The 12,364-nt window shown below is 58.4% G+C and carries 11 protein-coding genes; 4 read left to right on the forward strand and 7 right to left on the reverse strand.

Features of this window, described 5'->3' with window-relative positions; genetic code table 11:
- The first annotated feature begins 432 nt into the window (after nucleotides 1–432).
- From VFA76_03820 to VFA76_03830, 3 genes are all read left to right on the forward strand, one after another.
- A complete protein-coding gene (locus VFA76_03820; GenBank protein HZR30967.1) occupies nucleotides 433–2,073 on the forward strand; it encodes a hydantoinase B/oxoprolinase family protein in 1,641 nt (546 codons plus the stop codon).
- Between the two features lie 217 nt (nucleotides 2,074–2,290).
- Nucleotides 2,291–3,343: an L-threonine 3-dehydrogenase gene (gene tdh / locus VFA76_03825; protein HZR30968.1), complete on the forward strand. Its 1,053-nt coding sequence runs from the start codon at nucleotides 2,291–2,293 to the stop codon at nucleotides 3,341–3,343.
- A 103-nt stretch (nucleotides 3,344–3,446) separates the two neighbouring features.
- Nucleotides 3,447–4,664, forward strand: a complete 1,218-nt coding sequence (locus VFA76_03830) for a glycine C-acetyltransferase (protein ID HZR30969.1) — start codon at nucleotides 3,447–3,449, stop codon at nucleotides 4,662–4,664.
- An 83-nt stretch (nucleotides 4,665–4,747) separates the two neighbouring features.
- On the opposite strand, the gene VFA76_03835 is transcribed toward VFA76_03830, so the two are convergent.
- The 6 genes from VFA76_03835 to VFA76_03860 all read right to left on the reverse strand — a co-directional run bounded on the left by VFA76_03835 (nucleotide 4,748) and on the right by VFA76_03860 (nucleotide 10,909).
- On the reverse strand, nucleotides 4,748–6,079 hold the full coding sequence (locus VFA76_03835) for a dihydroorotase (GenBank protein HZR30970.1): 1,332 nt from the start codon (nucleotides 6,077–6,079) through the stop codon (nucleotides 4,748–4,750).
- 15 nt (nucleotides 6,080–6,094) lie between these two features.
- Entirely contained in the window at nucleotides 6,095–7,009 is a 915-nt protein-coding gene (locus tag VFA76_03840) for an aspartate carbamoyltransferase catalytic subunit (protein ID HZR30971.1), read from the reverse strand.
- A gap of 43 nt (nucleotides 7,010–7,052) precedes the next feature.
- Nucleotides 7,053–7,670, reverse strand: coding sequence for a bifunctional pyr operon transcriptional regulator/uracil phosphoribosyltransferase PyrR (gene pyrR / locus VFA76_03845; GenBank protein ID HZR30972.1), 618 nt, complete (start codon nucleotides 7,668–7,670; stop codon nucleotides 7,053–7,055).
- Between the two features lie 31 nt (nucleotides 7,671–7,701).
- Nucleotides 7,702–8,364, reverse strand: coding sequence for a zinc ribbon domain-containing protein (locus tag VFA76_03850; protein ID HZR30973.1), 663 nt, complete (start codon nucleotides 8,362–8,364; stop codon nucleotides 7,702–7,704).
- A 69-nt stretch (nucleotides 8,365–8,433) separates the two neighbouring features.
- Nucleotides 8,434–9,036 (reverse strand): hypothetical protein, encoded by a 603-nt coding sequence (locus tag VFA76_03855; protein HZR30974.1) that lies wholly within the window; start codon nucleotides 9,034–9,036, stop codon nucleotides 8,434–8,436.
- Complete coding sequence (locus tag VFA76_03860) at nucleotides 9,011–10,909, reverse strand: glycoside hydrolase family 3 protein (GenBank protein HZR30975.1); 1,899 nt, start codon at nucleotides 10,907–10,909, stop codon at nucleotides 9,011–9,013. Before VFA76_03860 ends, VFA76_03855 begins: the two co-directional genes overlap by 26 nt.
- Nucleotides 10,910–11,008: 99 nt before the next feature.
- On the opposite strand from VFA76_03860, the gene VFA76_03865 reads away from it, so the two are divergent.
- Nucleotides 11,009–11,344: a Smr/MutS family protein gene (locus VFA76_03865; protein HZR30976.1), complete on the forward strand. Its 336-nt coding sequence runs from the start codon at nucleotides 11,009–11,011 to the stop codon at nucleotides 11,342–11,344.
- Here VFA76_03865 and miaA read toward each other — a convergent pair.
- Nucleotides 11,325–12,359, reverse strand: a complete 1,035-nt coding sequence (gene miaA / locus VFA76_03870; protein ID HZR30977.1) for a tRNA (adenosine(37)-N6)-dimethylallyltransferase MiaA — start codon at nucleotides 12,357–12,359, stop codon at nucleotides 11,325–11,327. The genes VFA76_03865 and miaA overlap by 20 nt on opposite strands.
- Nucleotides 12,360–12,364: the final 5 nt, after the last annotated feature.

A 12,364-nucleotide genomic window follows, 5' to 3' on the forward strand; every position in this document is an offset into this window, starting at 1 on the left:
ACCGCGCACTGCAGGAATTTGGTTACCGCGTTTCTAGCACGACTGGCGGCTGGGAACAACCCCGAATTTGTATTTTCTTTTACTTAGGCGTCCCGGATTGGATTTGCTCGCCTGGCGAGGGGCAGAAAGAAAGGCCTCCACTTTGTAGTGAAGGCCTTTGGAGGAACTCGTACGGCCCAGGCGAGGTTGGCCTCGCTCTGGATTAATGCTTCTTTTTCTTCTTGGCCTTTTTCTTCATTGGCATCGAGGCTTCCCTCCCTTGAGCTATTTTCCCTTGCTTCTTTACAGGGGCCTGGACCGCAACTGCTCTTCTCAGAGCAGCACAACTCCCGCGATATTGCGGTCGAATGGGTTGAGTGTCAATAGGAATTCTGATTCCGGGTGCATGCTCGATTCTTTTCGGCCGGAGCTTTAGCGTAAACTTCTGCAGCCATGAAGCGCAGCGATCCAGTCGAGCTCGAAGTTTTCAAAAATATTTTTCACTCCATCGCCGAGGAAATGGGCGCCGCGTTGCGCCGTACCGCTTTTTCGCCAAATATAAAAGAGCGGCGTGACTACTCCTGCGCAGTATTCGAAGCTGACGGGCAGGTGGTCGCAATGGGAGATCACATGCCCGTGCATTTGGGATCGATGCCGATGTCAGTACGAGCTGCGATTGATAGCCTGCAGCTCGGGCCAGGCGATGTGGCGATGCTCAATGATCCTTTTCGCGGCGGCACACATCTGCCTGACATCACCCTGGTCGCAGCGTTCTACTTCGACCCGAAGCGGCGGGTTCCCGGGCGCGTCGGCCAAAGCCCTGCAACGGCAAGCAAGCCGTCCTTCTACGTGGCTTCACGCGCGCATCACGCGGATATTGGAGGCGCTTATGCGGGCTCCATGGGACTCTGCCGCGAGATTTATCAGGAAGGATTGCGCATTCCGCCGGTGCGGTTGGTGCGCAGCGGGAATGTCGATCCGGACGTGCTTGCGATGGTGCTCAGCAACGTCCGCACGCCAGGCGAGCGCGAAGGTGACTTGTCGGCGCAGATTGCTGCATGCCATACCGGTCTCGAACGGCTCAAAGAAATCTGCGGGCGTTATGGACGGGATCGGGTGCGCGACGCAGCAAGTGGTCTGCTGGAGTATTCCGAACGCATGATGCGCGCTTTTCTCGCGGAAGTGCCCAGTGGGACCTACCGTGCAGAGGACTTTCTCGATGATGATGGGGTGAGCGGCAAGCCGGTGCGCATTGCCGCGACGATAAACGTTCACGGCGGCCGAGGACGCCACTGGGTAACAGTAGATTTCACCGGAACTGATCAGCAAGTGGAAGGCAGCATCAATGCAGTCGAGGCGATCACCTGGTCAGCGTGCTTTTATGTATTTCGTTGTCTGCTGTCCGAAGACGTGCCGGCGACCGCCGGTTTGATGCGGCCAATCAAGGTCGTTGCTCCACTCGGCAGCGTGGTGAATGCGAAACCGCCAGCCGCAGTCGCGGGCGGAAACGTAGAAACTTCTCAGCGCATCGTGGACGTGCTACTCCGAGCGCTGGCGCAGGCCATCCCCGGGCGCATACCAGCCGCCTCGTCAGGAACGATGAATAATCTCACTATCGGCGGCATAAACCCGCGCACGAGAACACCATTCGCGTACTACGAAACCATTGCTGGTGGGATGGGCGCGCGACCTACGAAGCCGGGGGTTTCCGGTGTGCACACCCACATGACCAATTCGCTTAACACGCCCGCGGAAGCGCTGGAGTACGCGTACCCGTTGCGCGTGACCCGCTACAGTTTGAGAAAGAACTCTGGAGGAAATGGCAAGCAGCGAGGCGGTGATGGCATTGTGCGCGAGATCGAGGTGCTGGGCCAGGCAGACGTAACCTTGCTCGCTGATCGCCGGAGGTTTTCGCCGTACGGTCTGGACGGAGGCGGCCCAGGAGCCGCTGGAGCGGGAGAAATTATTCGCAAGGATGGCGGGCGCGAGCCACTGCCCGGCAAGGCCAGTGCTCGACTGCAACCTGGTGACCGCGTTCGCATCGAATCGCCCGGCGGAGGAGGATTCGGTGCGGCCCGAAGAGTGGGTGATTGAGTGCGGTTATGAGGTATCGCCGAGGCGAATCAGTAAACGTCATTGCAGTCTCAAACGGCGGTCTCTAAGCAAGGCACACAAGCATTGACCAATTTTGCGATTGGTACTGCTTTCTCCACACCACCTTTCAGCAGGGCGTCCCGGTTAGCTTGCCGATGCTAGAATCAGGAGTTTCCTGCTGAGATTTCACGCCAGCAGGTAGAAGGTGAGCCGCCGGATGCCCGAAACCATGCTGGCCGTGGTGAAGCCCGAGCCCAAGCCGGGAGCGGAAATCCGCGATGTTGCAATTCCGAAGATCGGGCCCACGGACGTGCTGGTCAAAGTAAAGGTTGCGTCGGTATGCGGCACCGACCTTCACATCTACAACTGGGATCCCTGGGCACAACGTCGCATTCACCCTCCGCTCATTCCCGGGCACGAGTTTTGCGGAGTCGTAGCGGCCGTTGGCAACGAAGTCACTACGGTCAAGGAAGGTGATTTCGTCTCGGCGGAGATGCACGTGGCCTGCGGCAAGTGCTTGCAGTGCCGCACCGGCGATGCCCACATTTGTCAGTTCGTGAAGATCATCGGCGTGGATGCCGATGGCGCCTTCGCAGAGTATGTGCGCATTCCGGAGTCGAATATCTGGAAGCTCGATCCGGCGATTCCGCAGGAGTATGCATCAATACTCGACCCGCTCGGCAATGCCGTGCACGCCGTGCTCGCGGGAGAGATCGCAGCAAAGACGGTCGCCATCACGGGCTGCGGGCCGATCGGACTGTTTTCGATCGCTGTGGCGCGTGCGGTGGGTGCGACCACGATTTTCGCTATTGAGGTGAACGAGCATCGGCGCCAACTGGCGCGGGCCATGAAGGCCGACTCCGTGCTCGATCCGAACTCCGATGACGTCCGAACATCGGTGATGGACGCCACCGGCGGCCTCGGCGTTGACGTGGTGCTGGAGATGGCCGGCCATCCCGACGCCATCCGAACAGCGTTCAACATCGTGCGACGCGGCGGGCGCATCTCCCTCCTCGGCCTGACCTCTAAGCCCATCTCGCTGAACTTTTCCGAAGACATCATTTTTAAAGGCATCACGGTGCAGGGCATCAATGGCCGCCGCATGTACCAGACTTGGTATCAAATGCAGGCGCTGCTCAAGGCCGGCAAATTGGATTTGCATCCCGTGATCACCGACCGCATTTCCATGCGCGATTTCAGCAAAGGCATGGAGCGGCTGAAAACCGGCGAGGCATCAAAGATTTTGTTGTACCCGAACGGAGTGAAGTGACCGCTCCCCAGCGCTTACGCGCTGGGCTAACGAATATCGTCCCTGCGGGACTGACCCGGCTTCGAAGATTTTCTCCGTGCCTCTGTGGTGAAATATACGATATATGCCGACTCAAACTTCGACGCGTCCCCAACTCGCGTATCTCACCGATCAGCTCGATGAGCTGAAGCGCAAGGGCACCTACTTCCGCCTGCGCGTCCTCGAAGACGAGCAGGCGCCGGTGTGCACGTTTGATGGCAAGCGGGTGATCAACCTCGCTTCCAACAACTACCTGGGGCTGACTACCCATCCCAAGTTGCGGGAGGCGGCGCTCGCGGCGACGCGCAAGTACGGCGCAGGCTCCGGCGCGGTGCGCACGATTGCGGGAACGATGCGTATCCACATGGAGCTCGAGGAGAAGATCGCACGGTTCAAAAACGTGGAAGCTTGTGTGGTGTTCCAGTCCGGATTCGCGGCGAATGCTGGCACGGTCTCGGCGATTCTGGGAAAAGAAGACTTCATCATCTCCGATGAGCTGAATCATGCAAGCATCATCGACGGCGCACGGCTCTCACGCGCCACCATCAAGGTATTCCGCCATAAAGATGCGACGCATGCCGAGGAACTACTGAAGGAAGTTGCGCACAAACCCGGCCACAAGCTGCTGATTACTGACGGCGTGTTCTCCATGGACGGCGATATCGGGCCGCTGCCCGCGTTGTGTGAGCTGGCCGAGAAATACGGTGCCATCATGATGGTGGACGACGCTCATGCCTCCGGGGTTCTCGGCCGCAATGGGCGCGGGACTATCGATCACTTCAACGTGCATGGACGCGTGGATGTGCAGGTGGGGACGCTCTCGAAAGCGATCGGCGCCTTGGGCGGTTACGTTTGCGGATCGCGCGACCTCATTGAATTTCTGTACCATCGGGCGCGGCCGTTTTTGTTCTCGACCTCGCATCCGCCATCGGTCGCGGCCACGTGCATCGCGGCCTTTGATGTTCTGGAGCAGGAGCCGGAGCGCATCGAGAAACTTTGGGAGAACACTGGCTTCTGGAAAAAAGAGCTGGGTGGTTTGGGTTTCAACATCGGTGGCGTGAATACGCCTGCCAGTGAAACTCCGATCACCCCCATCATTATTGGCGACGGCAAGCTCACCATGGATTTCTCGCGCGAGCTGTTCAACGAAGGCGTGCTGGGGACGGGAATCGCGTTCCCTACCGTTCCTGAGGGCAAGTCACGAATTCGTACCATCATGACCGCAACTCACACCAGAGAGCAGTTAGCGCAAGCTCTGGATGTGTTGAAACGGGTGGGAAAAAAGATGGGAATTATCTCGTGATGCGCGGTCTTGGTCGAAAATAGACCTAGGTCTCTCGTCGAGCCTCTTTGTTAGGTCGGCTCTCCTCGGGATGACAGAATAAATCAATCTGCGCGATAAACAATCTTACCTTCCACGATCGTCGCCAGCACTTTCCCAGTAAATTGCCGCTGGTTGAATGGCGTGTTGCGAGCCAGCGAGCGCGACTTCGAAACATCGTAGCTCCAGCGTTTCTTCGGATCGAGAATAGTGACGTCGGCGGGAAAGCCGCGCTGCAGACTGCCACGGCGCAAGCCCAGCACTCGCGCCGGCCCGGCCGAGAACAGGTCCACTATTCGCGTGAGTGGCACACCTCGATCCCGGTGCAGGCGGGTGAGGGCCAAGCCGACTGCAGTTTCGAGGCCAATTACCCCGAAGGCGGCGCGCTCGAACTCCACCTCCTTTTCGTGCGCGGCGTGCGGCGCGTGGTCTGTTGCTATGGCGTCAACCGTGCCATCGGCGAGCGCGACCAGCAATGCTTCGCGATCTGCGGCAGAGCGCAGCGGGGGATTCATTTTGCAATTCGTGTCGTACTCGCCAACATCTTCATCAATCAACGTAAAGTGGTGCGGCGTGACTTCGCACGTCACCTGCGCCCGGTTGCGTTTGCCGCGGCGCACCGCCTTCAATGCTTCCGCGGTAGACAGGTGGGCAACGTGATAACGCCCCCCCGTCGCCTGCGCCAGCTGGACGTCACGTTCCACGATGCCAGCCTCGGCGTCGGCAGTCATTCCGCGCAGGCCCAAACGGAATGCCGTTGGCCCTTCATGCATTGAGCAACCCGCCGTCAGGCGAGTGTCTTCGGCATGCTGGATGACTACAGAGTGAATTTCCGCCGAGAGCCGCAGCGCCTCGCGCATGAGAGCGTCATCGAGAATCGGCCTGCCATCGTCGGTGAATGCGATGGCGCCCGCTTGCTGCAGCGCGCGGAAGTCCGTCAGGCGTTCGCCACGGCTGCCCAGGGTGGCGGCAGCTATGGGAAAAACGTTTACCACGGCGCCACGCTCCGGCTGCCTCATCCAAGTAGTGATTTCCGGCGAATCGTTCACCGGAACCGTGTTTGGCATGGCACAAACTGAGGTGAATCCACCGGCAGCCGCGGCTGCCGTACCGCTGGCGATGGTTTCCTTATACGCCTGGCCGGGTTCGCGCAGGTGCACGTGCAGGTCAATGAACCCCGGCGCGACGATCAGACCGCGAGCGTCAAACTTTTCCTCGGCAGAGCCGCGCAATTTCTTCGCTGGCGCGATTTCAGCCACGCGACCGTCGCGCAGCAGCAGATCCATTTCGGTGTCCACCCGTGCGGCGGGATCGACCACCCGACCACCGTAGATCAGCAGCGATGGCTCATTGCGGCGCGAGCTTTCGCGGGACGGTGCTGATTTAGGCTTTGGCATTCGATTGTTTGTCGCCTATTTTGCTTTTCCCATGGCCCGGGCCAGTACCGCCATGCGCACCGCTACCCCGTTGTGGACTTCCTCACGAATGAGCGATTGTGGGGAGTCTGCCACATCGCTGCTTATTTCCATCCCACGGATGATCGGCCCCGGATGCATCACTACCGCATCGCGTTTGGCCAGTCGCAAGCGTGCAGCATTCAACTGGTAGCGCGCAATATATTCGCCAACATCAAACGACATCTCCGCCAAACGTTCTTTCTGCACGCGCAGCAGCATGATCGCATCCGCGCCACGGATGGCTTCCTCCAGGTGCCGGGTGATGCGCAGCCCGCGCGCGAGCGTGACAGCCACTTCGGGCACAAACTCCGGTGGCCCGCACAGCGTGAGCTGCACTCCAAACTTGCTCAAGAGATGGATGTTCGAGCGCGCGACGCGGCTGTGGTAGATGTCTCCAATGATGGCTAGGCGCTTGCCGCGCAGGTCTTTCAGGTGGCGCATCAGGGTGTACGCATCGAGCAACGCCTGCGTAGGATGCTCGTGCATACCATCGCCGGCATTGATCACCGGAATATCAAGGTGAGCAGCAACCAAGTGAGGCGCGCCGGCGTTAGGGTGCCGAAAAACCAGCAGATCAAGCCCGACAGCGTGCAAGGTATAGCCGGTATCGAGAAGCGATTCGCCCTTTTCGATGCTGGAGCCGCTTGAGTGCACGACGATCGTCATTGCGCCCAAGGATTTGGCAGCGACTTCGAAGGAAGTTCGGGTGCGGGTGGAAGCCTCATAAAACACCAGCCCCACGCGCTTGCCGCGCAACAGCGGCCGAGGCTGGCCACGTTGCATGCGTCGTGCCAGGCGGAGTACTTGAAGAATTTCTTCCGCTTGCAGATGTTCGATTCCGAGCAGCGATCCCCGCGCAAAAGTACTCATGCGTGGCGCCGGCACCTCCGAGACCCGACGAGTGGCAGGCGCATCAGTCAGGCTCTTTTTCCACTAATAAGACTTTTTCGGCGTTGTCGATTTCGCGCAGCTTTACTTCGATGATTTCGTTGTCCGAAGTCTGGACCATTCGCCCCACGAAACTGGCCTCAACGGGGAGCTCGCGATGGCCGCGATCGATGAGCACGCAGAGTTGCACCCGGCGCGGGCGTCCATGCACGAAGAGCGCGTCCATAGCAGCGCGGGTGGTGCGGCCGGTGTAGAGAACGTCATCCACCAGTACCACGTCCAAGTCCGTAACTGAAAATTCAAGCTTGGTAGGCTGTACCATCGGTTTCACGTCAACCGTGGAGAGGTCATCGCGATAGAAAGTGATGTCCAGTTCGCCGACTGGTATGGATTTTCGCTCAATGCGATGAATCAGCTTACCTAGCCGCTGGGCCAGGGGCACCCCCCGCCGTTTAATCCCAATCAACGCTAGCCTGTCTACGCCATTATTCTTCTCCACAATTTCATGGGCGAGGCGGATGAGGGTGCGCTCGATCTCAGAGGACGACATCAGCTGCGCCTTCTCGCGTAGCTTAGGAGCACGGGGAATGGGGTTGGCAGTCATCGAACCGGCATCATACGCGGGCGAAGCAATGACGGGCAAGATGCGGTTCGGAGATCATTAATGTCCACATCTACCCGAGATCGCGGTCTCCCAGTAGTCCCGCGGTGAGCGCGCCTCCAATGGCAGATACCAACGGGAAGGCAACCAGCAGCACTATGAGTGCAATCGAGAGCCCGTGCGGCGTCAGGAACTGTTCGATTACATGTTGAGCATCTGGGGCGCTGCGAGCGACCTGCTTCAATTGCTCTTCAAGCGCGCTGCGCAGCTCGGCATTGCCGCGCAAGGCAACGTATTCCAGGATGCAAAGGACGCCAGAAATAGCAAAGCCGAACAGCCCGGTTAATGCCCCGAGTTTGGCGCCAATTCCAGGAGTGACTCGTCCAACGCGCCTTCGGCGATAGAGCGCCACGGTGAGCGGACCGCCGGTCAGCATCCACAGCACGGCGCTGAGTTGGGGAACTCGCGCGACCACCGCGATGACAATGCTACCCAGGGCTGCCAATACAGTTGCAAACAGCGCAACCCCGACGGCGCGCTGCCAAACAACGTCGGAAAGATGAGGAATCGCAACTGGCTGCGCCGGAAATGGAAACTCTCCGGGGTCCGCAGGGGTGGGAGAGGCTGGAGTTGGCTGCTGGCTTTCCGAGACACGAATCTGCGGAGCGCCGCAGTGACCGCAGAATGGGACGCCATCCTCAACCTTGGCTCCGCAGCGATGGCAGGAATGCTCCACTGAAAATGAAGCTAACAGTTGATCTGCGCACTGCGCAACCAGCTAGTCATCAGCGGATTGCCGCTGTCGCTAAATCGGCTGGCGCTCTCCCCGAGTCTGCACGTACACCAGCGCGAACTTGGTACCTTTTCCCTGGGGCTCGATAGCGACTAGATGTTGATTATCATCGGTCCCGACCTTCAACTCGGTTCCGTGTGCACCATCAGACTTGTCGCAGGTGAGTTCCTTGGATTTGGAGGAAGACTTGGGATCATGATCAGTTTTTACGGCACCCCCACCGCCTGGGCATTGGAGGACTTTGCCGTATCTTCTCAGTTCCTTGCTGTAGTACGCCGTGATCTTGTCCGGTGGATCATCGGATTCATACTCGATCGCCACTACTTTTACTCCGAACACAGAAGTGGAAATATCCACGTTGGCACGATTCTTGTCTTTTCCATCGTCTTCAATCCTGGGCTTCGCGCCAGGATAAACGGAGAGACCGGTCTGGCTGGGGTCCACCTCGGTATGCACGTGGAGGCCGCCGAGTGGAGTATTGATGTCAACTTTCTCTTCGCCCTTTTTGTCTTTCACACTCATATTGCAGGCGACAAGCAGGATGAGTAATCCCAGTGCCGAAGCGGCGAACAATGACGACGCAAATACCTTACCTAAGTTGCCCCTGGATGGCATGTTGGCCCTCCCCTGCAGCCCGCACCGGACGGTCAATCCCGGTACCACGCTGGGCAATTCCGGGAATGCTTACGGGCAGGCGACCAGAAATTGGTATTTCTCCGAATAGCGCTTTGACGGCGCTGAGCTCTGAAACCGTAGCATTGGAAAAGGTACACAGATAATTCTCGATTCTAGGGAAGTCTGCCGCGAGATAAGGGTTCCCCATGGCGAGAACGGCTGTTTTCGGCCCAGCATGAGTCAGTATTCGTGCCAGCAGACTCCCGGTGGAGTCTGGCAACTCTACCGAGTTCTTGACTGCTCCTGCTGCTGATATGGCTTTACCTGCTGTGGGCACAACATAGAGCGGCAGGACCACGGCATCGGCTTGGTCCACGGCGGTGATGATCTCATCGGTCATAGGTCCAGCTGTGCGCGAATCAACATAGAAGATGTGGGCTTCCGGTACGCGCGCGCGGAATTCACGCTCAAACAGCCGCCCCGACTCGCTGCGCATGTCATCCGAAAAGATCACGACCACTACCCGGTTAGTCACCTCTACTGTTGGTTGATACGGAAGTTTGGCGCCGGTGGTTCCCAGATTCGGCGCAACCGTCGCTTTCATCGGGAGTACTTGCCCGTTGTCCCTGACCAGGGTCACGGCCCGGTCAGCGATCTGTTGACCCAGGGCCAGGTTTTCAGGTTTTCCAATAACCGTGGTCAGATGGTTGATGTCCACCAGCCGAGCCTTGTCTAAGCCAACTGAGGCTTTGGCTTGGAGCAGTTTCAATACAGAGGCGTCAATTCGCGCTTCTGGAATTTCGCCACTGCGTACTGCCTTCAGGACGGCGTTGTAAGAGGCATCGAGATCAACCGGAATAAGTATCAGGTCGTTACCGGCCTTCAGAGCATCCACCGCGCCTCTCCCGATATCGTTAGCATAAAGCCGGGTGAGAGCGCCCATGTCCATGGCATCGGTGACCACGATGCCTTTGAATCCGAGTTGCTTCTGAAGCAAGTCCGATACCACGGCTGGAGAGGTGGTGGCTACGCGGTTGGGGTCTGGCTCAAGCGCCGGCGCGGATACGTGCGCCACCATAATGGAATCCACTCCCGAGGCAATTGCCCTGCGGAAAGGAGGCAGTTCCACCGACTGCAATCGGTTGAGATCTCCGCCTACGCGTGCAAGCCCGAGATGAGAGTCAGTATCCGTATCTCCGTGCCCGGGGAAGTGCTTGGCCGTGGTCATCATGCCGTCTTCTCGCGCGCCGTGAATGTACGCAGCTAGAAGGTCGCCGACCTGCTTGGGATCTTCGCCGAAAGACCGTGTATTGATGATCGGATTGGCCGGGTTGGAATTAACGTCGGCGTCGGGGAAAAAATTCCACTGCACTCCGACGGCACGTGCTTCATCGGCCGTGATTCGCCCGAAGGCTTCAGCATCTTCGGGCCGGCGGTCTGCTCCGAATGCCATAGCATGAGGGAATACGGTTGTGCCGTACAGGCGCATGGAGAGCCCACGTTCAAAATCTGCGGCGAAGATCAGCGGCAATTTGGAGTCCTGCTGTAGTTGGTTCAACAGGACGGCAGCTTCGTACGGCTCGTTTTTGTAAACAAAGCCGCCCTCAGCGGGGACGCTCACGGCAAATCCGCCGACGTGGTACTTGTTTATCTGTTCGCGAAGCTGAAGATAGTCGGGACTGGCAACGTTCATAAAGCGAACGCGTGCCCACACCATAAAGAGCTGCCCGACCTTTTCCTCGAGCGGCATTTTCTTCAAGGCTTTTTGCGCCCACTTTTCGCCATCGTGGTCGAGGCGGACCGGCCTTGGTTGCTGGTACTTTTCTTTTGCCGTCGCCGAAGACACGAATAGCGACAGAATCAGAATGTTCATGCCGAATATGCGGAACATATGCAGACGATAGCAGATAATGAAATGACCGGCGAAAGTGGATGCTGTGAAAAAAGACTCTAGGAGCAGCCAGCCGTGCGGATGAAGGTTGTCAACCTGGAACAAGGAATGCCAACCGTAGAGCAAGCTCGCGCTCGCCTCACTGACGAGATGCGCGCCGCACGCCGCGAGGGCATACGGCTTCTGAAGCTGATTCACGGCTACGGTTCAAGTGGCACAGGCGGGGCGTTGCGCGACGGTATTCTGGGATCTCTGGGACGGATGAAAATGCAGCGCGAAATCCAGGATTTCGTCGCTGGCGAAGACTGGCGCATTGCTAATGAAATCACCTGGGCCTTGATCAAAGTTCATCCTGAACTCAGGAACGATCCAGACTTGAGCCGTGGAAACAGGGGGATCAGTGTTGTCGTGCTGTGAGTTCTTGTTGCATTAGTTGGATTGCCTGCTCTTGCAGGGTTGGGTCGTCTCCAAAGCCTTCCAACCAGTGAACCTCGGGCTCTCGCCGGAACCAGGTCATCTGACGTTTGGCGTAGTTGCGGTGGGCCTGCTGCGTGGCCGTGATGGCTGCTTCCAAGTTAATTTCGCCGCGAATGAGCTGCACCGCCTGGCGGTATCCGGTGGAGGCGAGCGGCCAGGCAGTATCGCCATACCTTTCCAGAAGACGCTTGGTTTCTTCCATCAAACCAGCGTCAAACATCCTCTTCGCCCGCCCATTGAGCCGCTCATAAAGCGCAGTTCGCTCGGGATTGAGGCCAATCCGCAACACGGCAAAATTCTCTAACGGAGCGCGGCCTTCCTTCCAAAGCTCGGTCATCGGTACCCGCGAGGCGAGGCACACTTCGATGGCACGAATTAATTTTGGCGCGTCATTGGGATGGATGTTGGCTGCCGCCGCGGTGTCCAGACGGCTGAGGAGACGATGCAGGTATGCCGAACCTCGTTTCTGAGAGCGAGCTCGTAGCCGCCGTCGCAACTCTTCTGAGCGCCGAGGGCCAGGAAATAATCCTTGCAGCAACGCGCGCAAATAAAGTCCGGTGCCGCCCACGACAATCGGCAGCTTGTGTCTTGACTCGATCTCTGCGAGAACGCCGCGTGCCATGCGCGCGTATTCTCCGGCGGTGACTTGCTGGGTGGGAGACGCAACATCGAAGAGATGATGTGGGACCCGGATCCGTTCTTCCGGCGCGGGTTTAGCAGTGCCGATATCGAAATCGCGATAAAGAGCCACCGAATCGCAACTAACGATCTCGCCTCCGAAGCTCTCCGCCACTGCCAGGGAGAGGGCAGTCTTGCCGCTGCCGGTGGGGCCGAGAATGACTACGAGCAGCGGAAGCTTCTTCTCGACCGAGTTCGCGGTGATTGAAATTGCGCGCTGCGGGCACACTTCAGTGCGCGCCCCAGGGAATGTTGTGGCGATAACGAATGATTGCAACGATA

This window comes from Terriglobales bacterium (assembly GCA_035651655.1).
Lineage (GTDB): Bacteria > Acidobacteriota > Terriglobia > Terriglobales > Acidobacteriaceae > DASRFG01.

What these genes read in the sequence shown, in the direction of transcription:
- VFA76_03830 (HZR30969.1), top strand. Translation starts at nt 3,447, where the DNA reads ATGCCGACTCAAACTTCGACGCGTCCCCAACTCGCGTATCTCACCGAT.
- VFA76_03835 (HZR30970.1), bottom strand. Translation starts at nt 6,079, where the DNA reads ATGCCAAAGCCTAAATCAGCACCGTCCCGCGAAAGCTCGCGCCGCAAT.
- VFA76_03865 (HZR30976.1), top strand. Translation starts at nt 11,009, where the DNA reads ATGAAGGTTGTCAACCTGGAACAAGGAATGCCAACCGTAGAGCAAGCT.
- VFA76_03855 (HZR30974.1), bottom strand. Translation starts at nt 9,036, where the DNA reads ATGCCATCCAGGGGCAACTTAGGTAAGGTATTTGCGTCGTCATTGTTC.
- VFA76_03840 (HZR30971.1), bottom strand. Translation starts at nt 7,009, where the DNA reads ATGAGTACTTTTGCGCGGGGATCGCTGCTCGGAATCGAACATCTGCAA.
- tdh (HZR30968.1), top strand. Translation starts at nt 2,291, where the DNA reads ATGCCCGAAACCATGCTGGCCGTGGTGAAGCCCGAGCCCAAGCCGGGA.
- VFA76_03820 (HZR30967.1), top strand. Translation starts at nt 433, where the DNA reads ATGAAGCGCAGCGATCCAGTCGAGCTCGAAGTTTTCAAAAATATTTTT.
- VFA76_03860 (HZR30975.1), bottom strand. Translation starts at nt 10,909, where the DNA reads ATGAACATTCTGATTCTGTCGCTATTCGTGTCTTCGGCGACGGCAAAA.